This window comes from Streptomyces monomycini, from assembly GCF_022271435.1.
Classification (GTDB): Bacteria; Actinomycetota; Actinomycetes; order Streptomycetales; family Streptomycetaceae; genus Streptomyces; species Streptomyces monomycini.
The window spans coordinates 19829-46272 of record NZ_JAFIQY010000019.1 but is presented as its reverse complement, the minus strand read 5'-3'; the positions used below and the strand labels follow the sequence as shown (position 1 = coordinate 46272).

Here is a 26444-nt window from a genome sequence, read left to right as displayed (position 1 = left end):
AGTTTTCCATGCTCGCTCCCATCTACCTCCAGCTCCCCCACACCAGACGCGCTACGGAAGCTTCAGCGCGCTTGCGCTCCCGACTCAGGGCCTATATAGATTTCCGTTCCGTCCGAGCGCCAGGCTCTGGTGTGACCACCACTCGGTGCGGCCACTACGAAATCCCCTGCCTCCATGGACACCAATCCGTCGCCTTTGCCTCCATACCACTCCACGACAACGGTATGCCCAGGCTCCAGGACAAACTCCGCCGCAGTCGGCTCGAAAGCCACGACCACCGATCTTGAGCAGAGCAGACCACACGAGCGCTTGATCGTCGGTCAACTCGATATGCACGGACACCTCCTTTTGTCGCGGCTCTGACAATTCGCCCTACAACGCACGACTTCTTCACGTTTCATGGACTTCAGCCCATAGGCCGGTTCGAGAAGTCTTCAAGCAGATCAAGCATGACCTCGGTCAGCCCGCCCTCCAACTCGCGAGGGATTCGATCGATGGACATCTGACCATCAACCATTTCGGGCACTTGAGTCGATGCAAGTACATGAGCCCAATGACGAGAGGAGCGCCCACCGATAATCCGCGTGCACACCCATTCCTGGAATCCACTCAACGGATATCCGTCATGGGCTGCACTGAAGCCTTCGACAAATGCGACCGCAGTCGAGAATCGATCGTCCAGCAGATACATTCGGCGTCGATTTCTCAGATGAAAGCAGAGTTCCTGCAATTCCATTGCCCACCCCAAATCCGATCGCTTTTCGATCTTAACACATTCCCAACACACATTCCTATTGACGGCGATAGGCATCCGGCTGCTTTTAACTCGTCGGGCTGTACGCCGTCGGCCTTGAGCCCTCCCTCTTCGGCCGGGGGCGAGCTGTTCAGCGGAGTCGGCCAGCTTGTTCGCGGCGACTACGTTGCCGTCAGCGCTGCCGTCCACGATGTTTACCGAGCGACGGAGCTCCTTACCGATCGGTAATTCTCATTGCGTCCAGGAAGTCGAGCACCAGCCGGCTTGCCGCCCCGCGGAACTCCTCGAAGTAGGCGTGCCGGGCGCCGGGCAGCAAGGTCATGCGGGCGTTCGGGATGCGGCGAGCGAGTAAGGGGGCGTTGGCGGTGGGGTTGAGGAGGTCGTCGGTGCCGTGGAGGATCAGGGTGCGGGCGCGGATGCCGGGGAGTTCCTGCCACGCGTCGTGAGTGCGGCTGGCGGTCAGGTGGCGGCGTCGGGCGTGGGTAGGCATGGTGGGGTCACCCATGGTCTGGTGAGGACCCGGGTGGGTGGCCAGCCAGGAGGGCGTGTACATCAGGGCGGCCAGGGCGCGTTGGGCGGCGGCCGGGTCCGTGGTGGCCAGGGAGCGGCGTACGTCGTCACTCCGCTCGACGCCGTGCCGGCCACCGGGGGACGTGCAGCCCAGGATCAGGGAACGGACCCGCTCGGGGTGGTGGGCGGCGAGTTTTTGGGCCACCCGTCCGCCCATGGAGGTGCCGTAGACGTCGGCGCGGTCGATCTCCAGGGCGTCGAGGACGGTGATGACGTCCTGGGCGAACAGGTCGGTGCTGTACGGCACATCGGGCGCGTCGCTGTCGCCGGTGCCCCGGTAGTCGAGGGTCAGGGTGCTCCGGGCGGCGTGGAAGTCCTCTCGAACGCCGTCCCACCAGTGGTGACTGTTGGCCTGGCCGGCGAGGAGGACGAGTACGGGGCCCGTACCGCGGAGCTGACAGGAGATACGGGTCCCGTCTGGGGCCGTGACGAGCGGCACGGCGGGCCTCCCTTACGGTTCGGAGCAGGTCACAGTACAGGTCAGGAGAAAGACGCGGCTCAGCGGTCGGCTACCAGCAGTGTCTGCAGGATGCGACCGCAGTCCCCTGCCCCGTCGAAGAGTTGGCCGGCCGCCAGTCCGGAGCCGGCGGGGCTGGCGGCTGTCGACGCGCGGAGGCAGAGCCATTCGCCGACCGGCTCGCGGTGCAGCGCCAGGGTGATGTCGGTGTTGATGACGAACTGGCGGACGTGGTCGAGTTGGAAGGCGACCGCCCAGTTGCTGTCGGCCAGGGTGAGCGCGCGAGTCAGCGGGGTGTCCGGTTCCCCGGCCACCAGGGGGATGCGCTGGCGCGCCCAGGCCGTACCCGGGCCGGTGGTGTCGAAGCCCTTTCCGGGCTCGAAGCGCCATTCCATGGCGGCGATGTAGCCGTACGGCCGTGCTCCGGCCATGGTGTGCGGTGTCTGCGGGCCGGGGAGGGGTGGTGGTTCGGCTTCGGGGCGCAGGGGTGGGGTGTCGGGCGGGGCGGCGGCGATGCGCCATGCGCGGGCCAGCATCACCGTCTCGCCGTCCGCGGCCAGTTCGCCCTCGACCAGTTCCGTACGTCCGCCGGAACGGACGGTGCGCACCTGGACGTGCAGTTCCGCGACGGGTACTGGGCGGGGCAGTTCGACAGTGACGCGCGCGACACGGAATCCCTCGCGGGCCCCGTGTTCCTCCATCGCCCGGCCCAGCAGGGCCGAGGGCGGGCCCGCGTGCTGGGACTTGGCGCTCCACGGCCCCGCGGTGGCGGAACTGCTTTCGTAGCGGCCGTCACCGAGGCTCCGGTAGAACGCCTGGTCCCCCGCTTCCGGGCCGGTCGGCCAAAGATCAGTCATGGAGACTGCCTACTGCACGCCTGCCGCTCCGGGCAATGTCCGTTCAGGAGTTGTGCACGCACGTCGCCGTGGCATGCGGCCACCGGCTACCGGGTTCCGCCCACCGGCTCCCGGCATCAGCCGACGTATGCCACCTTCACCACCGCGGTGTTGTTCCCCTGATCGGGGTCGACCGCCGGGTCCGAGTCGGCGGAGATGCTGCCCTGTGCGCCCGGGACACGCTTGTCGATGCGGGCCCGCAGGTAGGTGTTGCGGTCGAGGGTTCCGAAGCAGTGCACCAGGCCGTTCCCTTGCGCGGCGTACCCGCAGTAGGAGTCCTCGCTCGGGTGGCCCCCCGGCTCGATCGGCACCAGGCTGACGCCGGCGGGCAGCTTTACCCGCATCAGCCCGCCCTTGAAGTTCCGCGGGAAGGGCACCTGTGTGTCGACCACCTGGCCGATCTTGCCCTTGATGGTGAATCCGACGGCCTGAAGGTCGTTGATCTGGTTCGTGCTGAAGTCCAGGGTGCCGCCGGCCATCTCGGCCTTCCAGTACGCGGTCGGGGTGAAGTCGTCCCCGCTGCCGTCGACGGGACGCAGGCCCAGCGGTCCTCCGGTGCCGCGCGGTGACGAGGCGGGCAGGAGGGTGTTGTCGAGGGGCTCGTGCGCCCGGAGCACGGTGTAGTGGACCTTGCCGTACATCGTCGTCTTGTCGACCACGGCCGTCAACGGCCCGTCGGTCTCGTAGGCCGTCCCGGCGGGCAGCGGGCCGGGCAGTTCGCACAGGGCCTTGGTGGGGGCCACGGCCTTGTCGTAGCGGCAGTTGCCGTACTGCTTGCGCAGCGTCGCTTCCTCCGCCGTCAGGAGGACGAGGAAACTGTCGTCGATCGCGGTGTCACCCTTGTTGCCGAAGGCGGGCGTCATCCGCAGCTCGGAACCGGGCCGCACCTCGGTCAGCGGCTCGCTCTGCCGGGCGGTCAGGACCGGCGCCCCCATGACGACGTGCGTGGTGTGCCGGACGGTGGGGGCGTTGGCACTGGTCACGGTGATGTTCATGTTCCCGGCAGGGCCCAGCGCCGCACCCGGCTCCGGCAGCAGGCGGAACGGGGTGAACAGCGCGCCCTCGATGTCCCCCAGCGCGCAGGTCATGAGGGAGCCCGAGAGCTTGCAGTGGGAGCCGGTGTTCTCCCAGGCGACGCGCACCTTGCCCTTGAGGGCGGTCAGGTCGATGTTCACCTTGACGTTCTTGACCGTCAGCGGCTGCCCGTTGGCGGCACGTCCGGTCGCCTTCAGACTGATCCGGTACTCGGTCGGTCCCTCGTCGGGGGCCGACGCCCGGTACTTCGGTATGTAGTACGTGTTCATGAGGTGCTCGGCCGTCAGCTGCGCCCCCGTGGCCTGCCGGCCGCCGGCCGCGGCCACCGGTGCCGCGCCGCCGAACGTCACCACCGTGCCGAGTGCCGTCAGCAGGGCTGCCGCCCCCGACCTGGCCAGGCGCTGCCCCCGTGTACGTGCCATAGATCTTTCCATACGCGGTCAGACGTGCCGGGAGGTCGGATGGTTGTAGAAGTCGCGGGCCGCCCCCGGTGTCGTGGTACGGCGACGAGGACGACGTACGACCGCGGTGCGAACACCTCGGCTGTTCTCCCGCAGGCGACCGGGCAGTATTCCATCGTTCGGGGGAATCACAGCCATTCGGCGGCTTACGGCGGCCGACGTTGCGCAACATCACGGGCGTGAAGGGATCGCAACGTTTCCGCAGTGCCCAACCTGCGCTTTTGATACCTCTGTTGGTGGCTCTCGCCGTGCTTCTCGCGCCGCGCGCCGCGCAGGCCCGGCCGCCCGCTGCCGTGGCGCGGCCCGCCGACGCGTGCGCGACCGCCGGGGGGCACGCGCCGGTGCACGGGCCGACCGGCTGGCCGATGCCGCCGGACTGGCACTGGCCCTGCACCACGCCCACTCCGACTGCCCCCCCGGGGCCCCCCCCCCCCCCGCCCCCCCCGGGCCCCCCCCCCCCCCCCGCGGCGCCCCCCCCGTCGCCCACCCCCACGTACACCCCTCCCCCGAAGCCCCGGCCCACGCCCACCCCCACGCCGTCACGCCCGCGGCCCCGGCCGCCCGCTCCCGCCGTGCCCGGGCCGACGCAGGCCGCGCCCCGCCCCACGCCCAGCGCGTCCGCGGCCGTGGTGCCACCGCCGCCGTCCAGCCGCCCCGCGTCGCCGCGTCCCACCCCGACGCCGAGCCCGTCGGATGTCCTGCCGCGGTCGTACGTCCCATCGGCCGGCAAGCAGCACAGCGGCCATTCGGTGGTCACCACGATGCTGCTGATCACCGCGCCCGCCGTGCTGGCGGCCGCCGCGCTGCGTCCCCGTTCGTCCAGCTCGTCCGGTGCGTCCGGGCGCCGTTCCTCGTAGGAGGCCACCTTGTCGGAATGGCTGGTACTGACCATCGCGATGGCCGCCGTCTGCGCCGTCGTCCTGACCATCACGGTCCTCAAACAGCGCCGCATCGGCGAGGACGACGACCCCTCCGAGACGCCCGACGTCATCGAGTACATGACGATGATGGTGGGGGTGGTGTACGCGATCGTCCTGGGCCTCGCGATCGCCGGGGTCTGGGAGGCCCGCGGCGCCGCCGAGGACACCGTACGGACCGAGGCGCAGGCCCTGCACGAGGTCAGCGAGCGGGTACGGGCCTACCCGGAAGCCACCCGGGACCGTATCCGCGCGGACGTCGACGCCTATGTCTCCCACCTCGTCCACCAGGAGTGGCCGGCCATGGCCGAGCGCGGGCAGGTCACCGACCGGGGCGCCGAACTGCTGGCCAAGGTGCGGGCCGACGTGACCGACTACCGGCCGCGCGACGATTACGAGGGGCAGAACTACCAGCCCCTGCTCGACCAGGTCTCGGCGGCGGACGACGCCCGCAACGCGCGGGCGGACAGCATCGAGCCGACGCTGCCGCCGGTGGTCTGGTTCGGGCTGATCACCGGTGCCGTGATCACCATCGGACTGATCTTCACCTTGCAGATCCGCAGGTCGGGGCGGGAGTTGCTGATGGCCGCCGTCTTCAGCGCGCTGATCGCCTTCCTGCTCTTCCTGGTGTGGGACTTCGACGCCCCGTTCAGCCGGGGCATCACGACGTCCGCCGAGCCGTTCACGGATCTCTTCCCACGGCTGTGAGGAGGGGGGCCGGGGACGCGGCCCGCGTGCGCGGCGTAAATCCGGCGACGGCGGTGATCACCCCGTGCGACCATGCGCGCATGGCCACAGAACTGCCGTTCACGGACGTCCTGCGGGACCGGCTCGGCCCGGCCCGCCACGCGGTACGGCTGGGCAGCAGCCCGCGTTCCCGGGTGTGGCGGGTCGAACTGGGCGGCGCGCCCGCGGTGGTCAAACAGGCCGTGGAGAGCGCGGACGCCGATGAGCGGTACGCCCGTGAGGTGGCCGCGCTGCGGCTGGCCTCGCGGGTGACGCCCCCGGTGGTGCCGCGGCTGCTCGGCACGGACCCCGGCGCGCGCGTCCTGGTGCTGGAGCACGTGGAACACCGGCGGCCGTCGCCGGACTGGGTGGTCGAGTACGCGTCGGCCCTGGCCCGCCTGCACGCGGCCACCGCATCCGACCCCGCGGACCAGGACCAAGGGGCCCTGCCCGCCTGGCAAGGACCGGTCCGCGCGGACGCCGAGGCCTTCCTCGCCCTCGCCGGCCGGCTCGCGGTGCCGGTGCCGGACGGGACGGGCGCCGAACTGACGGCCCTGCTACGGCGGCTCGGCACCGTGCCCGGTGGGGCCCTGCTGCACGGTGACCCGTGCCCCGGCAACGACCTGCACACCCCGGACGGCATCCGGTTCATCGACTTCGAGCAGTCCGCCTTGGGCAACGGCCTCACCGAACTCGTCTACCTGCGCATGGGGTTCCCGACGTGCTGGTGCGTCACGGACACGCCCGAGCCGCTGCTGCGCGAGGCGGAAGCCGCGTACGGGGCGGCCTGGGAGGCGGCGACCGGCGGCGCGCCGCCCGGTGATCTCGTCGACGCGTGCGCGGGCTGGCTGATCCGTGGGGACGCGCTGGTGCAGCGCGCCCACCGCGGGGCCGTCGACCACCTCGCGCGGCTCCCCGAGGAGGACTGGGCGTGGGGCACGGTCACCGCGCGGCAGCGGCTGGCGTACCGGCTGGGGGTCGTCGCCCGGCTCACCGCCGACCGCGACGACCTGCACGGCCTCGGCCGCCTCGCCGGTGCGCTGCGCGAGCGGATGCTCGGCCGCTGGCCCGGCCTGGCGTCGCCGCCCCGCGAACGCCCCGAGGACGGCTGACCGCCGTACGGGGACCGATCGACGGCCGTACGGGCGACGGCTGACAGCCGGACGGGGAAAAGGCGTCGCAGCCTTCTCCGCGCGTTCGTGCGGCCGCCTGTTCAGCGTTCCGTTCCTGTGCTTCGATGCTGCCGATCATCTGTTCGCGCAGGGGCGGCAGAGCGGCGGAGAGACCGGGGTGGACGGATGGACCGGCGGGGTTTCCTGAAGGGGACGGCAGCGATGTCGGCCGCAGGCGTACTGGTGGGGGCCGGGAGCGGGCTGTCCGCCGCGGCACCGGCCGTCGGACGTACGGCCGGGCGGTCGCGGCGCGCCGCCTCCGTACAGGACTGGATGTCGGCCCTCCCGGACAGTACGGCGATGCAGCGGCTCTCCATCCCGGGCACGCACGACTCCGGAGCGCGGTACGGCGGTCCGTGGGTCGCCTGCCAGAACACCACCATCGCGCAGCAGTTGGACAGCGGCATCCGCTTCCTGGACGTACGCTGCCGGGCCATCGACTCGGCCTTCGCGATCCACCACGGCGCGTTCTTCCAGAAGCTGATGTTCGGCGATGTGCTGGTGGCGTGCCGGGCGTTCCTCCAGGCGCATCCGTCGGAGACCGTGCTGATGCGCGTCAAGCAGGAGTACTCCGAGGAGAGTGCGGCGGAGTTCCGGCGGATCTTCGACATCTATCTGGACGGCAAGGGCTGGCGGTCGCTGTTCCGGCTGGACGGCACGCTGCCCTCCCTCGGGCAGGCCCGCGGCAAGGTCGTGCTGCTGGGCGACTCCGGCGGGCTGCCGGGAGTGCGGTACGCCGATCCGCGCGTCTTCGACATCCAGGACGACTACATGGCCGAGCCGCTGCGCAAGTACCCGCTGATCGAGGGGCAGTTCCGGAAGGCCGCCAGGGAACCCGGCAAGCTGTTCATGAATTACGTGAGCACCGCCGCGTTGCTGCCCCCGCGTTCCAACGCCGACCGCCTCAATCCGCAGGTGAAGAACTTCCTGAACAGCGCGGAGGCGCGCGGGTGGACGGGGCTGGGCATCGTCCCGATGGACTTCCCCAACGAAGTGGGCCTGGCCGAGACGCTGATCCGGCACAACACGGGGGTGTGACCATGCGGCCGCGGCGACTCCCCCGCGTTCGCCGGCCGTGGGGCGTGGGCTCCGCGGGCCTGGTGCTGGCTCTGCTGCTGCCGTTCCTCTCGGTCTCGGCGACGGGGCAGCCCGCGTACGCAGCGGACGGCCCCGCGAGCGACCCGGCGCGCGACCAGACCCGCAACCCGGCCCGCGTCGTCGCCGAGGTACCGGTCGGCGACCGTATGCTCGACCTCGGGATCTCGTCCCCCACGACCGACGCACCGGTCAAGTGGGTCCGGCTGCTGCTGCCGAAGGGCTGGTCGAAGAACGCCTCCCGTACGTGGCCGGTGCTGTGGCTGCTGCACGGCGGTGGCGGCAACCACCAGGACTGGACCGCCAACACCCACGTCGAGCAGCTGGCCGCCGACCGCGACGTCCTGGTCGTCATGCCGGAGACCAGCGGATGCAGCAGTTACAGCAACTGGTACAACGGCGGGAAGTGGGGCTCCCCGGCCTGGGAGACCTACCTCCTCGACGAGCTGCGCCCGCTGCTGGAACGTGACTACCGGGCCGGGACGACGCGGGCCGTCGCCGGTCTGTCGATGGGCGGGCTCGGAGCGCTGAAGTTCACCGCGGCGCGCCCCGGCATGTTCCGTGCCGCCGCCTCGTACAGCGGTGCCGTCCATCCGCTGTACCGGTCGCCCGACGGCGGCTTCTCCGGGCCCGACGCCGTCAAGCTGGGCGCGCTGACCTGCCTCGTCGACTGGAAGCGCGTCTGGGGCGAGCCGGGATACCCGTTCGATACGAACGACCCGGCCGACCTGCGCCAGCAGTGGCTGTGGAAGCGCAACAGCCCGCTGGAACAGGCGGCCTCGCTGCGCGGCACCCCGCTGTACCTCTCGTACGGGGACGGGACGACCGACGGCGGTCCGGGCTGGTCGTGGGGCGACGGCGACCGCCCACCCACGCCGTCGCCCGCACGCTGCACCGACCCGCCCGTGCACGGCACTCAGGACCCGGTCGAGCGGACCGTGTACGGGATGAACCAGGAGCTGCGCGGGAAGCTGGCCCAGCTGGGCATTCCGGCGACCGTGTGCGCATCCGAGGGCGGGCACAGCTGGCCGTACTGGGAGCGTGAGCTGGTGGCGTCGTTCCCGATGCTGATGCGCGCGCTCGGCGCCTGAGTGGCCGGAGGGTTCCAGCGCCCTGCGCAGTGCGGGAAGATCGCCCCGGAACCGCATGACCCGCGTGAACCGTATGATCTGCTGGTGAATACCACCGAGCGCGGCCCGTCCGCACGGCCCCCGGCCCCGGAGGGGCCGTACCGGCGCCGCCGGACCGCCGCCGCTCTCGGCCTCTGCGCCGCGCTCACCCTGGCCTGCGCCGGAACGGCCCTGGCCGTACGGTCCTACACGCACGGCGGGTATCTGGCGTCCGGCGACCCGGCCACGGGCTCGTACGCCGAGGAATCGGCCGACGGGGACGCGGCCGCCGACACGCTGCTCTCCGGCCCGTACACCGAACGCCCCGCTCCGCCCCGCGTCACCACCCGCGCGGCGGCGGGCGGGGCGGCGGAGTCCGTCGGGGCCGCGGCACCGGCGACGCCACGGAAGCAGAAGACAGCCGACCTGCCGGTCTCCCGGCCCCTCGAAGCCGCCCCGGCCGCCGTCTCCCCCGCCGTCGGCCCGCTGTTCTCGCCAGGCGGCGACGGCGACGCCGACCACCACTGCACCGCGAGCGTGGTGCACTCCCCGGCGGGCGACCTGCTCGTCACCGCGGCGCACTGCGTCTACGACCGCGGCTTCCGTACGAACCTCGTCTTCGCGCCCGGTTACCACGACGGCGTCCTGCCGTACGGCGTGTGGGTGCCGTCCCGTATCGACGTCGATCCGCGCTGGGCGGACGACCGCGACGACGCGCACGACGTGGCGTTCGTGCGGGTGCGCCGACCGCACGGCGGCGGGCCCGGCGCGCAGCGCGTCGAGGAGCTGACCGGCGCCGAGCGGATCCGCTTCGACCCGCCCGCCGGCCTGCCGACCCGGACCGTCGGCTATCCCGACGACCGCGAGACGCCCGTCGGCTGCCAGAACACCACCACCGCGGTCCCCGGCCAGCTGCGTTTCGACTGCGCGGGTTTCCCCAACGGGACCAGCGGCGGGCCGATGCTCACCGGCATCGACCCGGACACCGGCCTCGGTACGGTGACCGGGGTCGTCGGCGGCCTGGACGAGGGCGGCGACGACGCGACCTCGTACAGCAGCCGGTTCGGCCCGGACACCGCCGCCCTGTACCGGCGCGCCACCACGGAGCGTGTCTGAGGCCGCGCGCCCGTACGCGCTACTTCCCGCGCGGCACCACGGTCTTGAGGACCTTCGGCAGCGGGTACCAGTCGGCGGTCACGATGCTGCCGTGGGCGGCGGCGAGCTGGTTCAGCCGGGCCTGTGCCTGGGCCTCGGTGGGCTTGGTGCCGTCGATGACCGGGGGCACCTGGTGCGCGTCCGTCATGATCAGGAGGTAGTGGCGGCTGTCGTACCAGGCGGTGTCGACGCCGTCCTTCAGGTACGTCGCGGCGTCGCCGTCGAAGACCACGAACCAGGGGCGCAGCGCCGCGTCGGCGTACCGGGTGCGCGGGTCGCCCTTGGCCGCGCCGTGCACCGCGGGGAAGGCGGTGGACTGCGCGAGCTTGCCCTGGGCGGCGAGGTTCTTCAGGTGGGTGGCGTACTCGCGGTCGGTCCACAGCTTGTCGAGCGGGTTGCTCTCCTCGACCGTGCCGGGTATCAGCTCGAAGAGGAACTTGCCGTTCAGCGCGGAGCGGGTGGGCCAGCCGTCCGCCCGTACGGCCTCGTCGAGGTCGCGGTGGCCGGCGGCCAGGTCGCCGGGCCCGTACACCGCGTCACCCAGCTTGGCGCGGACCAGCGCGTCGAAGGCGGCCGGGCCACGGCCGCCCCTGTCGTTGAAGCCGTCCTTCATCTCGACCTTGACCATGACCGGCCGGTGGCCGGGGTGGGCGTCGTGCCACGCCTTCATGTCGGCGAGGCAGCCGCCGAGGTCCTGGTCGCGCTTCTTGGTGCGCAGCTCGCCCGCGGTGGCGGCGTTGACGCAGTTGCTGTTGTTGCCGAACGGGTTGCTGTGCGAGACCCGCCAGGACTTGCCGAGCGCGTTGGTCCACACGTCCAGTTCGACGAGGCCCGCGCCGGAGTCCAACGCGTCGGCGAAGTACGGGTACTTGGACTTCTCGTAGGCGTTGTGGACGCCGACGGACGTGGTGGCGCCGTACGATCCGGCGGGCTGTGCCGCACCGGCCGGGGCCCCCACCGCCAGCACCACCGCGGCCGCTACCGCCGCCGTACCCACGCTCCGTGTTCTGTTCATGGTCCCCCGCATTTCACTCCACTGGTCCCCCGGCAGCCCCTGCGGCTCCGGAATCACCAGCCCCTCCGGTCGAAGGAGCAGCGTACGGGAGTTGACGGATGGTCCGGCCACCGGGTGGGTACGCGGGCCGGGAAACGCCGTGCCAGTCGAGCAAACCAGGACGTGAGGAAGATGTACGGCATCGTGGACACCGTGGACACACCCCTGCACGACACGACGTCCGGGAGGCGGTCATGAGCAGCGAGCGCGCCAGGGTCCGGGCCCTTCTGGACACCTACGGCCGGACCTACGCCGACGAGGCCGGTATCCGCCTGAAGGACACGCCGCAGCCGCTGTACCAGCTGCTGGTGCTCTCCTGCCTGCTCAGCGCCCGTATCCAGGCGAACATCGCGGTGGCGGCGAGCCGCGCGCTGTCCAAGGCGGGACTGCGGTCCGCGCGGCGGATGAAGGACGCTGCCTGGCAGCAGCGGGTGGACGCCCTCGGCGAGGGCGGGTACCGGCGCTACGACGAGCGCACCGCGACCCAACTGGGCGACGGCGCCGAGCTGTTGCTCGACACGTACGGCGGCGACCTGCGCCGGATACGGGACGCGGCGGACGGCGACACGGACCGGCTGCGCAAGCTGTTGCGCGAGGTCCCCGGCCTCGGGCCGGCCGGCGTCGACATCTTCCTGCGGGAGGCCCAGGCCGTGTGGCCCGAGCTGGCGCCGCGCCTGGACGTCAAGGCGTGGCAGGGAGCGGAGCGCGTCGGGCTGCCGACCACGCCCGACGCGTTGCTCAAGGCCGCCGGGAAGACGACGGAGCCCGCCGTGCTGGCGGCGGCGCTGGTGCGCGCGGCCCTCGACAAGAAGGGCGCGGAGGAGATCCGTAAGGCGAAGTGAGCGACCGGGAGCGGACGGCGTACGGCGGCCCCGGCCCCCGAGGGGGACAGGGCCGCCGGCCGCGGGCGCTCACGGTGTCTCACGGTGTCGAGGTGAGCAGCCCCCTGGCCGTCGCCGCGATCGCCTGGGCGTCGATGCCCGCCGCGCGCAGCTGCTCCTCCGGGGACGCCGACCCGGGCATGGTGCGGACCGCGAGCCGGGCCAGGCGCGGCACCGGTCGGCCGTCGGTGAAGGCGTCCAGCACCGCGTCGCCGAGGCCGCCCTCGGGGTGGTGGTCCTCCACGGTGATGATCCGCCCGGTGACGTCGGCGGCCTCCCGCAGCGTCGCCAGGTCCACCGGCTTGAGGGAGTACAGGTCGATGACGCGGGCGGCCACGCCCTCCTCGGCCAGGGTGTCGGCGGCGGCCAGCGCCTCGTGGACGGTCACCCCGGCGGCCACGAGGGTGACCCGGTCCTCGGGCGTGGCGCGCAGCGTCTTGCTGCCGCCGATCGGGAAGTCCTCCCCGGGCCCGTAGATGACCGGGCTCTCGCCGCGGGAGGTCCGCAGGTAGCGAATGCCGCTCGCGTCGGCCATGGCGGCGGTCAGGCGGGCCGCCTGGTTGGCGTCGCACGGGTACAGCACGGTGCTGCCGTGCACGGCGCGGAACGCGGCCAGGTCCTCCAGGCCCATCTGCGAGGGGCCGTCCTCGCCGATGGCGACGCCCGCGTGCGACCCGACGAGGTTGAGGTCGGCCCGGCTGACGGCGGCCATCCGGACGAAGTCGTAGGCGCGGGCGAGGAAGGCGGCGAAGGTGGTGGCGTACGGGACCCAGCCGCGCACCTGCATGCCGACCGCCGCGGCCACCATCTGCTGCTCGGCGATGTAGCACTGGAAGTACCGGTCGGGGTGGGCGTCGCCGAACATCTGGGCGCGGGTGGAATCGCCGACCTCGCCGTCCAGCGCCACCACGTCCTCCCGGACGGCGCCCAGCGCGGCGAGCGCCTCGCCGAACGCGTTGCGGGTGGCGACGGAGTCACCGACCTTGTAGTCCGGCAGCTCCGGCGCGCCGCCGCCGGCCCGCGGGCGTGGCGCGGCGTCGCGCGGCCGGTGCACCTCCACATGCAGGTCACGGGCGCCGCCCAGCTCCTCGATGGCCTCCCCCGCGTCCTTCAGCGGCTTGCCGTGCTTGCCTTCCTGGTCGGCGACCTCGCGCACGCCCTGGCCCTTGCGGGTCTTCGCGATGATCGCGGTGGGCCGGTCCGTGGTGGCGGCCGCCTCGGCATACGCGCGGTCCACGGCCGCCACGTCGTGGCCGTCCACCTCGACCGTGTGCCAGTCGAAGGACCGGATGCGGCGCGCGTAGGCGTCCAGGTCCCAGCCGTGCCGGGTGGCGCCGCGCTGGCCGAGCCGGTTCACGTCGATGATCGCGGTGAGGTTGGCCAGCTTCTCGTACCCGGCGTGCTCGAACGCCTCCCACATCGAGCCCTCGGCCATCTCGCTGTCGCCGCACACCACCCACACGCGGTACGGGACGCGGTCCAGGTCGCGGCCTGCCAGCGCGAGGCCGACTCCGAAGGGCAGCCCCTGGCCGAGCGAACCGGTGGCCACGTCCACCCACGGGATGCGCGGAGTGGGGTGCCCTTCCAGCAGGCTGCCGTTCTTGCGGAAGGTCAGCAGCTGCTCGTCGGTGAGGGCCCCGGCCGCCTTGCCCATGGCGTACACCAGGGGCGAGGCGTGTCCCTTGGAGAAGATCAGGTGGTCGTTGCCGGGGTTCTCGGGGGCGTCGAAGTCGTAGCGCAGATGCGCGTCGAGCAGGACCGCGGCCAGGTCGGCCGCGGACATCGAGGAGGTCGGGTGGCCGGAGCCGGCGGCGTCGGCGGCACGTACGGAGTCGACGCGCAGCTGCTGTCCCAGCTCGCGCAGCCGGTCGTAGCGGGCGTCCTCGTCCGGGGTGTTCTCCGTGGTCATCAGGTTCCTTCCGCTTTTCGGGGCCCGTCGGACTGCTTTCCGGCCGCCTCGGGCCGGTCCTTCGGGCCGGTCCTTCGGGCCGGTGGTCTCCCCCGGTACGTCCGCTCCCCCCGATGCCCCCGAGCCCTCCGGTTCCCCGGATTTTCCGGATTTACCCGGTGCCGGCCGCCGGTCCGGCGCGTCGTCCTCAGCTGCCTTCGCCGCAGGCCCGTCCGCCTTCGCCGCGTCCCCGTCCCGCTTCCCCGTGTGTCCGTCCGCCGGTATCCGGGCCAGCTCCGGCGCCGCCGTGTCCAGCGGCACCGACCAGGAGCGCACCAGGCCCAGCTGGACGCCCTGGCGCGGCAGGGCCGCGTCCAGCAGCCAGTCGGCGGCGACCCTGACCCGGTTGCCGGGCATCGCCATCAGGTGGTAACCGCGGGTCACGGCGTTGGCGACGGGGCCGGACAGCGGGACGTGCAGCGGGTTGGCGGCGGCCTGCACCCCGCCGAGGTCGACCATGAAGCCCAGGTCGTGGTGCTTGTAGGCGCGCGGCTCGCCCTGCCCGTAGGAGGCGGCCACGTTGTGGGCCGCGACCTTGCCCTGGCGCTGCGCGTGCTGGGCGGTCATCGGCGTCGTCTCGCCCGGCCGGGTCAGGTCCGGTACGGCGGCGGCGTCACCGCAGGCGAGCACCTCGGGGTGACCGGGCACGGCGAGGAACTCGTCCACGCACAGCCGGCCGCGTTCGGTGGGCAGCCCCAGCGACTCGACCAGCGGGTCCGGGCGGACGCCGACGCACCAGATCAGCGACCGGGTGTCGACGGACGTGCCGTCGTCCAGGAGGACCCCCTCGGAGGTGGCCTCCTTGACGGAGGTCTTGGTGCGGATCTCGACGCCGCGTTTGCTGAGCACCCGGTGCGCGGTGCGCGACAGCCGGTGGTCCAGTTCGGGCAGTACCCGGTCGGCGAGGTCCAGCAGGATCCAGCGGGGCTGCGGTGCGCCGCGCAGCCCGGCGTTGTGGCGGGCCAGCGACCGGGTGAAGGTCACACCGTGCGCGGCGACTTCGGTCCCGGTGTAGCCCGCGCCGACCACCACGAAGGTCATCCGGGCGGCCCGCTCGGCCGGGTCCTCGGCGGCGCCCGCCAGCTCGATCTGGCGGGTCATGTGGTCCCGCAGGTACAGCGCCTCGGGCATGCCGCGGAAGCCGTGCGCGTGCTCGGCGACGCCCGGGATGGGCAGCAGCTTGTTGACGCTGCCGACGGTCAGCACGAGCCGGTCGTAGCCGAGCGAGCCGGTGCGGCCTTCCGGGTCGGTGTACTCCACCCGGCGGCGGTCCAGGTCGACGCCGCCGACCTGGCCGAGCACCAGCCGGACGCCCGGCAGGGTGCCGGTCAGCGACACCGACACCCGGCGCGGCTCCAGGATCCCGGCGGACACCTCGGGCAGCAACGGCAGGTAGAGGAAGTAGTCGTTGGGGTTGATCAGCACGATCTCCGCGGCGCCGCGGGACTTCTTGGCGAGCGTGCGGGCGCATTCGTACCCGGCGAAGCCCGCCCCCACGATCACCACGCGCGGCCGCCTCCCGTTACGGGCCTCCGCCACCATCTGCGTCTCCTCTCACCTCGGGGTCCTGCCCTGATCGGCCCGGGTGCCCGCATTCCGCGCGGGTATGTACGCCGTACGGCCCAGTCCGGCCGTACCGGGCGGCGTTCGGCCACCTGCCCCGGCGCGGAGGCCGCCCTGAGCCGTCCCGGCCCTCCGGCCCCTCAGTCCGGCAGCGCGAGCAGTACCCGCCCCGGCGTCCCCGGATGTTCGACCGCTTCGTGCGCGGCGGCGATGTCGTCGAGCGGGTGCACGGCCGCGACCGGATAGCGCAGCGCGGACGCGGCGGCCGCCGCGGTGATGTCGGGCAGGGCCAGGCGTACCGCTTCCCGGGGGAAGTCGTCGTAACCGAGCAGCCGCACGGTCGCGTTCTTGAAGGCCAGTGGCCAGAAGGGCAGCGCGGGGGCGGGTTCGTGGGTGGCGTAGGCGGCGACGGTGCCGCCCGGGGCGAGCAGGCGCGCGTCGAGCGCGGCGTTGGCGTCGAAGGCGACCTCGACGACCCGGTCGGCGCCGCGTCCGCCGGTCAGGGCCAGCACCGCGTCCACCACGTCGTCCCCGGCGCACACCGCGCGGTCCACGCCCAGCTCCCGTAGCGCGGCGATCTGGCCGGGACGGCTGACCGTGCCGATGACCTGCGCGCCCGCCCGCCGCGCCAGGACGGCCGCCGCGCGGCCGACACTGCCCAGCGCGCCCGCCACGACCACCGTCCGCCCGGCCACCGGGCCGTCCGCGAAGACCGCGCGGTGGGCGGTGATGCCGGGGATGCCCAGGCAGGCGCCCTGTTGGGCGGAGACGGTGTCGGGCAGGGCGCCGACGCAGCCCTCGGGGACGACGGTGTACTGGGCGGCGGTCCCGTAGGGGCGGTAGCTCTGGGCGTACGAGCACCAGGCGCGGCGGCCGGTCCAGGCGGCCGACACCCCGTCACCGACCGCGTCCACCACCCCCGCGCCGTCGCTGTGCGGCACGGTACGCGGAAAGGCGGGGCCGGCGGATCCCAGCCACACCTGCCGCTTCTTCACGTCCCCGGGATTGATCCCGGAGTATGCCAGCCGGATGCGCAGTTCTCCGGGGCCGGGCTCGGGAGTGGGCAGCTCCCCCACCTGGAACACCTTTCGGGCCGGGCCCCTGTTCTCGTACCAAGCGGCGCGCATACCGGCACGATACGGCGTCCGCCGACGGCGTGGACAACCCCCGCCGCGCGCAATACTTTCGATGGCACCTCAAGCCGTCCCGGAGGTGCGCGGTGAAGATCGAGGTCATCGAGAAGGACGATCAGTACATTCTCAATCACTGCACCAAATACCTCGCCAGGGAAAGCCGGGACGCGCGCCATGATTTCGGGCAGTACGCGCCGGGCGACGAACGGGCGGCGATCTGCGAGGCGTGGCGCTTCCCGGTCGTGGACGCGCACTGGGACGGGTCGTCGGCGGCCGGTTCGTATCCGTACAACGACGTGACGTTCGTCTACGACGGCCGCCGCACCGCGCCTGCCTCGGTGGCCGTACTGGGCACCTTCGGGCCGCTGCACTCGCCGGTGCCGCTGCGTCCGCTGGTGTTCGCGGGCGAGCCGACCGGCTTCTTCGCCACCACCGTGCGCGTCCCGAAAGGGCAGGTCCACACGTACAAGTTCGCGGTGGACGGGGACTACACGCTCGACCCGGTCAACCCGCAGCGCACCGTGCTGGACAACGGCGAGCCGTGGTCCCGCTTCTTCACCGACGCCTGCACCGTGCCGCTGTCGCTCAGCCGTACCGAGCGCGACCTGCTGGGCCGGCTGGTGTGCCATCTGCTGCCCTTCCGGCTCGACGAGAACCGGCGGCTGATCCGCGGGGTGTACGAGTCGCTGGACCGCGCGAGCCGGGACGAGGAATTCCCGCTGGCCTATCTGCTGGACGACGAGGTGGGCACGGTCAACTACATCGACAAACTGATCGCCCGCCAGGAACAGCACCACGCCGATGATTACCACACCTGCCTCAAAATCATCGGGGAAATCATCCGCTCCCGGTTCGGCGGACTCGATCCGGCGGCCGCGCCCGCGGAGCTGTACGCGGATCTCTACCGGCAGATGGAGACCGAAAAGGTCGACGGCTGGGACTACTCCCGTTACGGAAGTCCGCGGTTCTTCCTGCTGCTCCTGCGCCGGCACGCGATGACCGGTGCCTTCGTCCATCCCAAGCACGGCGGGAATTCCGGCGCGGCGGGCTGGATGTACCTGGAGAGCCGGTTCCGGGACGCGCGGGACGGCACGCTCTTCGACTGGCGGCGGGCGCTGGAGTCGCCGCTGGGCCACAACACCGACTACCGCGGCTGACTGGAGGACGGCATGGACGGGGAGAGCGCCGAAGTCGTCGTCATCGGCAGCGGCGCGGGCGGCGCACCGCTCACCCATACGCTCGTACGGGCCGGCCACCGGGTGGTCGTGCTGGAGAAAGGGCCGCTGCTGCGCACCCAGGCGCAGAGCCCCACCGGCCTGTCGGACTTCAAGCGCGACGAGTGCTTCGCCACCGGGTCGGAGAAGCGGATCACCGTGCAGGGCGTGGCCAACACCGGCGAGTCGTACTTCTCCAGCCATGTGGAGCCGGACCTGAACGACGAGCCGCACGTCTACCGCGACAGCGACGGCCGGGACCGGGTCACCATCGAGGGCTACACCGCCCAGGTGGTCGGGGGCGGCACCCAGTTGTACGGCGGTGTCTCTCCCCGCTTCACCCCGGAGGACCTGCGGCTGGCCACCCTCAACGCGTCGCGCGGCGACCTGCGCGACGACCCGGGCGGCGAGGTGCGCCGGGAGGCCCGCGACTGGCCGCTGGACTACGCCGCGCTGGAGCCGTACTACACCAAGGCCGAGGAGCTCGTCGGCATCAACGGTACCTGGGACGGGCAGGCCAAGGTACCGTCCCGGGACCGCTACCAGCCGCCGCTGGAGCCCAATCCCATCAGCGCGTACGCGGCCGCCGGCATGGACGCGCTCGGCATGCGCCGCTACCGCACCCCACTCGCGGTCATCACCCGCGACCACGCGCCCAGCGGCCGTACGGTGCCCGCCGACACCGACACCGTCAAGACGGCGTTCGTCAACCGCTACGGCGATCCGCTGGGCCTGAAGTCCAACGCCTGGGTGTCGCTGCTGGCGCCGCTGCGCGACGTCAACGGCAGCGGCGGCCTGGACCTGCGGGCCAACTGCACCGTCACCCACCTGGAGGCGGACGGCCCGCGCGTGACCAAGGTGCACTACCGCGACCCCGGCGGCCGCCCGCGCACCCTCGCCGCCGGCACCGTCGTCGTGGCCTGCTCGGCCATCGAGTCCGTCCGGCTGCTCCAGCTCTCCGGGCTGCTCGACCCGGCCTTCGACAAGCGCGTCAACGCCAACGGCCTGCTGGGGCGCTACTTCCTGACGCACTGCTTCGGCGGCGCGCAGTGCATCGTGCCGGAGCGCTCGGACAAGTCCAAGACGCTGGACTCGGACTGGGCCACCGACCACTGCGCGCGCCCCGAGTGGTTCCGCGCCCAGGGTCTGTGGGCGGGCGGCGTGATCTACAACAACACCTCCGACGGCGCCCTGCCCCTCTCCCTCGCCCGCACCTGGCACGCGATGGACATGGACACCATGTGGAAGGGTTACCTCTACGACACGAGCCTGGTCGGCAACGGCTTCGAGGACTACCTGGAGGAGAGCTTCGGGCGGCGCCTGTCCGTGGCGTTCATGGCCAACCAGGTACCGCAGCGGGAGAACCGCATCGAGCTGCACCCCAGCGTCAAGGACAAGTGGGGCCGCCCGGTCGCGTACATCATCAAGACCTGGCACCCGCACGACCGGGCGCTGATGGACGCCCTCGCCGAGCAGTGCCGGCAGATCCTGGTGCGCGGCGGTGACGTCCGCGACGTCAGCTCGGGGTCGGTGGGCGGCTCGGTGGTACGGATCGCCAACCACGTACTGGGCGGCGCCCGGTTCGGCACGAACGCCGGGGACTCCGTCCTGGACCCGGACTGCCGGGCCTGGAACTTCGACAACCTCTACGTCACCGACGGGGCGTTCATGCCGACCTCGGGCAGCGCCAACCCGACGCTGACCATCGAGGCCAACTCCTTCCGCGTCGGCGACGTGCTGCTGGACAGGGTCGGGAGGCCGTGAGATGGACAGCCGCTTCGACGAGGTCTACACCCACCCCGAGAACGAGATCTTCCGCGTCGTCTTCTACCCGGACCGGATCTACCACGCCCGCTACCTCAACGCGACCCGCTCCTCCCGCTACCGCTACTACGTCGCCGAGGTGCGCGGCTCGGCGGACGGCACCGCCATCAAGGGTGACGTCTTCCTCGGCGGCACCAAGCTGTGCCCGATGCTGCGCATCGAGTACTCCGGTATCCGGCTCGTGGAGCAGGCCAGGGAGTTCAACCGGCGGCTCGGACCCCGTACGAAGGCCTGGCTGAAGGTCACCGGCGAGGACCCGGCGGACTCCGCCGAGGCCATCGTCACGCTGCACTGGGACCCGGTGATCGGCGCGTACGCGACGGAGATCTGGGAGACGCTGGAGCCGCCGGACGGCACCGCGCACGACCACCGCGTCCTGCCGCTGATGGGCTGCAACGCGCCGATCACGCGGGTGCCGCAGCTGTCCCCGCTGCTCGGCTCGGTCTCCGAGGTGGCGATGGCCTTCCGCGAGGACGGTGTGCTGTACCCGACCGGCCAGCGGCTCGGCAACCCGCAGTGGGACAACGCCTACCTCCGCTCCCACCAGGAACCGCGCACCCAGGAGCCCAGCGACCCCCTCAACACCGTCGCCGACAGCAACTACCTCCTCGACTTCCAGCGCGGCTTCTTCATCCCGGACGCCGCGCAGATCCCGCCGGTCAACTACCGCAACGCCATGACCGACGAGGGCAACCCGGAGCGCCGGGCTGACAACATCGTGCAGATGCGCTGGCTGTTCCAGCGCGAACTCGGCAGCGACCTGGTGTTCTTCCACGAGGTGACGGTGCCGCCGGGCGCGGTGGAGGGCACCCACCGGCACATCGGCTCGGAGGAGCTGTACTACGTCGTCTCCGGCACCGGCACCGCGTACCTGAGCGACGGCGACGACCCGACGACCGCGAACTATCCGCTGGTGGAGCGGCCCGTCTTCGGCATCGGCCCGGTCAAGTGCCGTGAGCTGCCGGTCAAACCGGGCAGCGTGCTCTACACCAAGAGCGGCGGTGTGCACGGCATCCGCAACCCGGGCACCGAGCCGCTGAAGTTCGTCGCGTTCCTCTACCACACCACCTGAGGCGGTCCCGCGATGCCCAAGATCGTGCACACCGACTCGGTCTTCCGCGTCGACCCGGTCAAGCCCCCGGACTACGCGGAGGCCAACCCGCTGCTGAAGCTGCTGGGCCTGGTCGAGCGCACCCGGTTCGCCGCCGAACGCGAGCTGTACGAACCCGCCTCGCTCCAGCACCTGTTCCCGCTGCGCACACTCCAGTTGTACGGGCCCGCCTCCCCCGACCAGGACCAGCTCGACCCTGAGCAGCAGGACGACAAGACCGACTTCCAGAAGCAGAACGTCCGCGACTTCACCCTCGCCGACACCCGGGCGGTACGGGGCTGGGCCGAGATCGGCGACTGGCGCGGCCCGTTCCTCCAGCTCTCCTACCGGGGCGGCCCGGACTCCGCGCTGTGGCGCGAGGCCGGTCAGCTCGGCGACGCCATCGGCTGTGTACTGTCCGTCCAGGGCAGCCGTCCGGTGCCGGTCCGCGTGCCGTACGACGAGGAGACCGACTTCTACACGATCGAACTGTGGGGCCGGGTCGGCGACGGCCTCCGCGACCTCCTCGGCCCGCGCGGCCGTACGGCGCTCGACTCCGGACTCCTGCAACCGCGCCCGGACCTCGTCACCGGCCTCGGCCAGGACTTCCACCGCGACCAGATGACCAACCAGGACCTGCGGCTCGTCGCCCCGCGGCACGCCATGCACCCCGTGCTCCCCTGCTACATCGACGTGCGCTGGACCGCGAGCCCGGACGGCGCGGGCTCGGCCGACCCACCCGCCGGATCGGTACGCCTGGGCTTCGAGATGAAGATCCGCGGCTGGGACAACTACCTCGGCGTCGGCACCAGTCCCACCCCGCACGGCGGCGTCGGCTTCCTCGAATACCGCACCCTGTTCAGCGAGTACGGCCGCTGGGCGGGCACCGACGACCTGCGGCGCACCCTGGAGCCGTACAACCTCGACGCGTTCGGCGACAAGGGGCACGCGAGCGGCGACGTCGAACCCTTCCTCGCCGTCACCTACATGGACCTGCACGTCCTCGACCCGGCCTGCGGCATCGGCCTGCACCGGCACCGCGACAACCAGGAGGTCTTCCTGATGCTGGAGGGCGACGGGCTGATGGTGATCGGCGACTGGGCCGACTCCGGCAGCCGGGTGCGCTCCTTCGAGGTGCGCCGGCTGCCCGCCGGGCACCTCGCCCTCCTCAAGGGCGGCAATCTGCACGGGCTGATGAACCCGGCGGACCAGCGGGCGTCCCTCTTCATGTTCGGCGGATACGACTGATGACCACCTCCCTCCTGCCCGGCGATCCGTACCGGCTCGGCGCCCACTGGGACGGCTGCGGCACCTCCTTCGCCGTGTACTCCTCGGCGGGCGCGTACGGCGGCTCCGTCGAGCTGTGCCTGCTGGGCGAGGGCGGTGAGCGGCGGCTTCCGATGGCGGTGGACTGCGACATCTGGCACGCCTACGTCCCGGACGCGGGCCCAGGCCAGGGCTACGGCTACCGCGCGCACGGCCCGTTCGCGCCGGAGCGGGGGCTGCGCTTCGACCCGTCCCGGCTGCTGCTCGACCCGTACGCGAAGGTCCTGAAGCCGACGGGGACGCGCACGCTGCTGCCGCTGGTCGCCGACACGGCGTTCGACTGGGGCGACGACCGGGCGCCGCGCCACCCGTGGTCGCGGACGTTCCTGTACGAGACGCACGTCAAGGGCCTGACCGCGCAGCACCCCGAGGTGCCCGCGCCCCTGCGTGGCACGTACGCCGGGCTGGCGCACCCGGCCGTCACCGGGCACCTGAACCGCCTCGGCGTGACAGCCGTGGAACTGATGCCGGTGCACCAGTTCCTCCCCGAGCCGTTCCTCCTCGACCGCGGCCTGACCAACTACTGGGGCTACTCCACCATCGGCTTCTTCGCGCCGCACGCCGCCTACAGCTCGACGGGCCACGAAGGCGGCCAGATCACCGAGTTCAAGGCGATGGTCAAGGCCCTGCACGCCGCCGGCCTCGAAGTGATCCTCGACGTCGTCTACAACCACACCGCCGAAGGCCCGCCCGACGACCCCACCCTGAGCTTCCGCGGCCTGGCCAACGAGATCTACTACCGCCTGGACCCGGCCGACCCGTCCCGCTACGTCGACACGACCGGCACCCGCAACACCCTGAACGCGGGCCGCCCCGAAGTCCTGCGCCTGATCATGGACTCGCTGCGCTACTGGATCACCGAGACGCACATCGACGGCTTCCGGTTCGACCTGGCCGCGACCCTGGCCCGGCAGTACGGCTACGTCGACCGGCTGGCCGCCTTCTTCGGCCTGCTCTACCAGGACCCGGTCGTCGGCCGCGTCAAACTCATCGCCGAGCCCTGGGACGTCGGCGCGCCCGACAGCTACCAGGTGGGCCGTTTCCCGCCCGGCTGGAACGAGTGGAACGACCGTTACCGCAACACCGTGCGCGACTTCTGGCGGGGCCGCCCGGCCGTCGGCGACCTGGCGAGCCGGATCGCCGGCTCCTCCGACCTGTACGCCCCGGAACGGCGCGGCCCGGACGCCTCCATCAACTTCGTCACCTGCCACGACGGCATGCCCCTGACCGACCTGGTCACCTACGCGCAGAAACACAACGAGGCCAACGGCGAGAACAACCGCGACGGCACCGACGACAACCGCTCCGCCAACTACGGCGTCGAAGGCCCGACCAGGGACCCGGCCATCGTCTCCGTACGCGAACGCCAGCGCCGCAACATGCTCGCCACCCTGCTCCTCTCCCAGGGCTGCACGATGCTCCACGGCGGCGACGAACTCGGCCGTACGCAAGGCGGCAACAACAACGCGTACTGCCAGGACAATCCCACGAGTTGGTACGACTGGTCGGCACCCACCCCCCTCACCGACTTCGTGCACCGGGTGGTCTCCCTGCAACGCGACCACCCGGTACTCCGACGCACCAGCTTCCTGACGGGTTCCGGCAGCCCCCCGGACATCGCCTGGTACGACCGCGAAGGCCGCCCGATGACCCCGGCCCGCTGGGACGACCCGGCCACCCGCTTCCTCGCCTTCCTCCTCGCCGGAGACCGCGCGGCGGCACCGGACACCGACCTCCTGGCACTCCTCAACTCCGGTGCGGACGCGGTCGGCTTCGCCGTACCCGGACGGACCGGCGCGGTGTACGAAGTGGTGCTGGACACCACCACGCCGGACGGCGCCCCGGCGGCCTCGGCCACACTCAGGACGGGCGACGTGTGCACCGTCCCGGCCCGCACGGTGCTGGTGGCGACAGCTCAGCTGCCGACCGGACGACAGCACCCGTAAGGTGCCCGGGACAGCACGCCCCCTCACCGCACGCCAGGGAGAACCGCGATGCCGATACGCGCCACCAGACCGTTCCAGGCCCTGCCCCTCGCCGCGACCGTGCTCACCGGCACGGTCGCGCTCTACATGGCGCTCGTCGCGTTCGGCAACATCACCGACTTCGGCACCAACCAGGCGTTCGTCCAACACGTCCTGGCCATGGACACCACCTTCAAGGACCCGGACCTGATGTGGCGGGCCGTGGAGTCCACCACGCTCCAGAACATCGCGTACGTCCTGATCATCGCCTGGGAGACGGTCGCGGCACTGGTCCTCGTCGCGGCGACCGCCCTGTGGGCCCGCGAACTGCGCCGGGGCTCGGGCTACGCCGGGGCGCGCCGTACCGCCACCGCCGGCCTGCTGATGGTGCTGCTGCTCTTCGGCGCGGGCTTCATCGCGATCGGCGGCGAATGGTTCTCCATGTGGCAGTCCAAGACCTGGAACGGCCTGGAGGCCGCCACGCGCAACTTCGTGGTGGCGGGGGTGGCGCTGGTGGTCGTTCATCTGCGGGCGGCCGACGAGCGGTAGCCGGGCCGGGGCTCTCGCTCCGCGGCGCTTCCTCACGGGCGCGTACCGGCTCGATCCTGTCGGCCACCGGCGCTCACCAGTCGATACGGTAGCCGGTCAGCCAGGCGTCGGCCCCGTCGCCACCGCGCGCGACGCTGCGCGGCAGCATCACGTCGCGGACCAGCCGCCGCGCCAGTCCCGGCGCCGAGCGGCGGGCCATCAGCGCGCTGTGCGCGACCACCCGTTCCACCCGCTCGCGGCGCAGTTCCTCGTACGCGGCGAAGGCCCGCCGGGGCTCGTGCCGGTCGCGCAGGCATGTGGCGAGTACGACGCTGTCCTCGATCGCCATCGAGGCGCCCTGGGCGGCGTTCGGCGCGGCGGCGTGCGCCGCGTCACCGATGATCACCATGGTGTCGGAGAACCACCGCGGCACGGAGGCGAGGTCGTAGGCGTGCGAGCCGACGACGCGGTCGCCGGTGGCCCGGACGACGGCCGCGGCCGGGGTGCGGTCGCCGTCGAGCAGCGCCGTGACCCGCTGCCGCCACTGGCCGGCCGTGACAGCGGCCAGGTCCTGCCGGGACCGTTCCGGCCCCGGCACGTTGGAGAACCACCACACCTCCCCGTCCGGCGCCGCCGTGCACCCGAAGAAGGCCCGCCTGCCGTAAATCATGGTGTACGTGTCGGGCGCGGACGCCGGTTCGACGTCACGGGTGTAGCCGCAGACGGTGTGCTGGCCGGTGTAGCGGGGCCGGGGCGCCGCCGGGTCGATCATCTTGCGGACCACCGAATGGATGCCGTCCGCGCCGATCAGCAGGTCCCCCTCGGCCCGGCTGCCGTCCGCGAAGGAGGCCACCACCCGGCGGTCGCTGACGGTCTCGGCGGTGACCAGCCGCTTGCCGTGCCGGACGGCGATGCCGCGGCGGCGCGCCTCGTCGTGCAGGACGCGGTAGAGGGTGGCGCGGGTGAGCGTACGGGGCCCCATGCCGGTCTCGCCGGTGGAGCCGGCGATGGCGCGCTCGCCGAGCCGCTTGCCCGTACCGCTGAGGAACTCCACCCGCTCGGCGGGAAAGGAGTTCGCCACGACCGGCCCATGAGCCCCGATGACGCGCAGCGCCTCCAGCCCGTTGGCGAACACGACGAGGAACGCGCCGACGTCGTCCGCGCCGGTCGGGTACGCCTCGAAGACCTCCGCGTCGATGTCCGCCTTCTGCAGCGCCATCGCGGTCACCGCGCCCGCGATGCCACCACCGATGATCAGAGCCTTGGTCATGGCGCGCCCCCAGGTGAATCGGCCGCTGTGCGGAGGTCGGCTCCGCCATCGTCCACCTTGCCGTGGGTCGGCGGCGGGAGCCAGACCCCGTGCGTGGGGCGGGGCGGCGCTGACGCCGGTGGAGCCGAGTAAGGTCGGGGGCCGGCGGCTGAGGGGCGCGGGCCGGGAGCTGTGGTCCCCGCGTGGGCAGGGGCCCCAGCGCTGCCGCGAGGCCGAGGCGATCCATGACGTGGTCCCCGCGCGGGCGGGGTGGCCCCGGCAAATCCGGCGTACTGATCGTAATCCTCGGGCGGCCCCTGCCC

The 26444-nt window shown here is 72.0% G+C and carries 21 protein-coding genes and 1 pseudogene; 13 read left to right on the top strand and 9 right to left on the bottom strand.

The window, feature by feature from the left end; genetic code table 11:
* Window positions 1-406 precede the first annotated feature (406 nt).
* From JXZ78_RS21665 to JXZ78_RS21650, 4 genes are all read right to left on the bottom strand, one after another.
* Entirely contained in the window at window positions 407-691 is a 285-nt protein-coding gene (locus JXZ78_RS21665) for a hypothetical protein (RefSeq protein ID WP_157851713.1), read from the bottom strand.
* Between the two features lie 277 nt (window positions 692-968).
* Window positions 969-1763, bottom strand: coding sequence for an alpha/beta fold hydrolase (locus JXZ78_RS21660; protein WP_030023200.1), 795 nt, complete (start codon window positions 1761-1763; stop codon window positions 969-971).
* A 59-nt stretch (window positions 1764-1822) separates the two neighbouring features.
* Window positions 1823-2638 carry a thioesterase family protein gene (locus JXZ78_RS21655; protein WP_030023201.1) on the bottom strand — a complete coding sequence of 272 codons (816 nt, stop codon included), beginning with the start codon at window positions 2636-2638 and terminating at the stop codon, window positions 1823-1825.
* A 116-nt stretch (window positions 2639-2754) separates the two neighbouring features.
* Window positions 2755-4134, bottom strand: coding sequence for a hypothetical protein (locus JXZ78_RS21650; protein WP_030023202.1), 1380 nt, complete (start codon window positions 4132-4134; stop codon window positions 2755-2757).
* A 611-nt stretch (window positions 4135-4745) separates the two neighbouring features.
* Between JXZ78_RS21650 and JXZ78_RS21645 the strand changes: the two genes are divergently transcribed.
* From JXZ78_RS21645 to JXZ78_RS21620, 6 genes are all read left to right on the top strand, one after another.
* On the top strand, window positions 4746-5030 hold the full coding sequence (locus JXZ78_RS21645) for a hypothetical protein (protein ID WP_238783282.1): 285 nt from the start codon (window positions 4746-4748) through the stop codon (window positions 5028-5030).
* Window positions 5031-5039: 9 nt separating this feature from the next.
* Window positions 5040-5798 (top strand): bestrophin-like domain, encoded by a 759-nt coding sequence (locus JXZ78_RS21640; RefSeq protein WP_030023360.1) that lies wholly within the window; start codon window positions 5040-5042, stop codon window positions 5796-5798.
* 80 nt (window positions 5799-5878) lie between these two features.
* A complete protein-coding gene (locus JXZ78_RS21635; protein WP_030023359.1) occupies window positions 5879-6928 on the top strand; it encodes an aminoglycoside phosphotransferase family protein in 1050 nt (349 codons plus the stop codon).
* Window positions 6929-7114: 186 nt separating this feature from the next.
* Complete coding sequence (locus tag JXZ78_RS21630) at window positions 7115-8026, top strand: phosphatidylinositol-specific phospholipase C (RefSeq protein WP_030023358.1); 912 nt, start codon at window positions 7115-7117, stop codon at window positions 8024-8026.
* 44 nt (window positions 8027-8070) lie between these two features.
* Complete coding sequence (locus JXZ78_RS21625) at window positions 8071-9174, top strand: alpha/beta hydrolase (protein ID WP_030023357.1); 1104 nt, start codon at window positions 8071-8073, stop codon at window positions 9172-9174.
* Window positions 9175-9258: 84 nt separating this feature from the next.
* Complete coding sequence (locus tag JXZ78_RS21620) at window positions 9259-10308, top strand: trypsin-like serine peptidase (RefSeq protein ID WP_238783281.1); 1050 nt, start codon at window positions 9259-9261, stop codon at window positions 10306-10308.
* Between the two features lie 19 nt (window positions 10309-10327).
* Here the strand turns inward: JXZ78_RS21620 and JXZ78_RS21615 are convergent, their stop codons facing one another.
* A complete protein-coding gene (locus JXZ78_RS21615) occupies window positions 10328-11362 on the bottom strand; it encodes a phosphatidylinositol-specific phospholipase C domain-containing protein (RefSeq protein ID WP_030023355.1) in 1035 nt (344 codons plus the stop codon).
* A gap of 233 nt (window positions 11363-11595) precedes the next feature.
* On the opposite strand from JXZ78_RS21615, the gene JXZ78_RS21610 reads away from it, so the two are divergent.
* On the top strand, window positions 11596-12243 hold the full coding sequence (locus JXZ78_RS21610; RefSeq protein WP_030023354.1) for an HhH-GDP family DNA glycosylase: 648 nt from the start codon (window positions 11596-11598) through the stop codon (window positions 12241-12243).
* Between the two features lie 79 nt (window positions 12244-12322).
* Here the strand turns inward: JXZ78_RS21610 and JXZ78_RS21605 are convergent, their stop codons facing one another.
* The 3 genes and pseudogenes from JXZ78_RS21605 to JXZ78_RS21595 all read right to left on the bottom strand — a co-directional run bounded on the left by JXZ78_RS21605 (window position 12323) and on the right by JXZ78_RS21595 (window position 16920).
* On the bottom strand, window positions 12323-14191 hold the full coding sequence (locus JXZ78_RS21605; protein ID WP_050502892.1) for a transketolase: 1869 nt from the start codon (window positions 14189-14191) through the stop codon (window positions 12323-12325).
* A gap of 588 nt (window positions 14192-14779) precedes the next feature.
* Window positions 14780-15772, bottom strand: a pseudogene (locus JXZ78_RS21600) (NAD(P)/FAD-dependent oxidoreductase); the annotation flags it as partial.
* A gap of 161 nt (window positions 15773-15933) precedes the next feature.
* On the bottom strand, window positions 15934-16920 hold the full coding sequence (locus JXZ78_RS21595; protein ID WP_030023352.1) for an NADPH:quinone reductase: 987 nt from the start codon (window positions 16918-16920) through the stop codon (window positions 15934-15936).
* A gap of 92 nt (window positions 16921-17012) precedes the next feature.
* On the opposite strand from JXZ78_RS21595, the gene JXZ78_RS21590 reads away from it, so the two are divergent.
* From JXZ78_RS21590 to JXZ78_RS21565, 6 genes are read left to right on the top strand one after another with little or no spacing between them, the layout of a single operon-like run.
* A complete protein-coding gene (locus JXZ78_RS21590) occupies window positions 17013-18083 on the top strand; it encodes a gluconate 2-dehydrogenase subunit 3 family protein (protein WP_030023351.1) in 1071 nt (356 codons plus the stop codon).
* A 12-nt stretch (window positions 18084-18095) separates the two neighbouring features.
* Complete coding sequence (locus tag JXZ78_RS21585; protein WP_030023350.1) at window positions 18096-19904, top strand: GMC oxidoreductase; 1809 nt, start codon at window positions 18096-18098, stop codon at window positions 19902-19904.
* A 1-nt stretch (window position 19905) separates the two neighbouring features.
* A complete protein-coding gene (locus JXZ78_RS21580) occupies window positions 19906-21036 on the top strand; it encodes a cupin domain-containing protein (protein ID WP_030023349.1) in 1131 nt (376 codons plus the stop codon).
* A 12-nt stretch (window positions 21037-21048) separates the two neighbouring features.
* Window positions 21049-22302 carry a cupin domain-containing protein gene (locus JXZ78_RS21575; RefSeq protein WP_030023348.1) on the top strand — a complete coding sequence of 418 codons (1254 nt, stop codon included), beginning with the start codon at window positions 21049-21051 and terminating at the stop codon, window positions 22300-22302.
* Entirely contained in the window at window positions 22302-24326 is a 2025-nt protein-coding gene (glgX, locus tag JXZ78_RS21570) for a glycogen debranching protein GlgX (protein WP_030023347.1), read from the top strand. Before JXZ78_RS21575 ends, glgX begins: the two co-directional genes overlap by 1 nt.
* A 48-nt stretch (window positions 24327-24374) precedes the next feature.
* Entirely contained in the window at window positions 24375-24893 is a 519-nt protein-coding gene (locus JXZ78_RS21565; RefSeq protein WP_030023346.1) for a DUF2165 domain-containing protein, read from the top strand.
* 73 nt (window positions 24894-24966) lie between these two features.
* On the opposite strand, the gene JXZ78_RS21560 is transcribed toward JXZ78_RS21565, so the two are convergent.
* Window positions 24967-26142 (bottom strand): FAD-dependent monooxygenase, encoded by a 1176-nt coding sequence (locus JXZ78_RS21560; RefSeq protein ID WP_030023345.1) that lies wholly within the window; start codon window positions 26140-26142, stop codon window positions 24967-24969.
* Window positions 26143-26444: the final 302 nt, after the last annotated feature.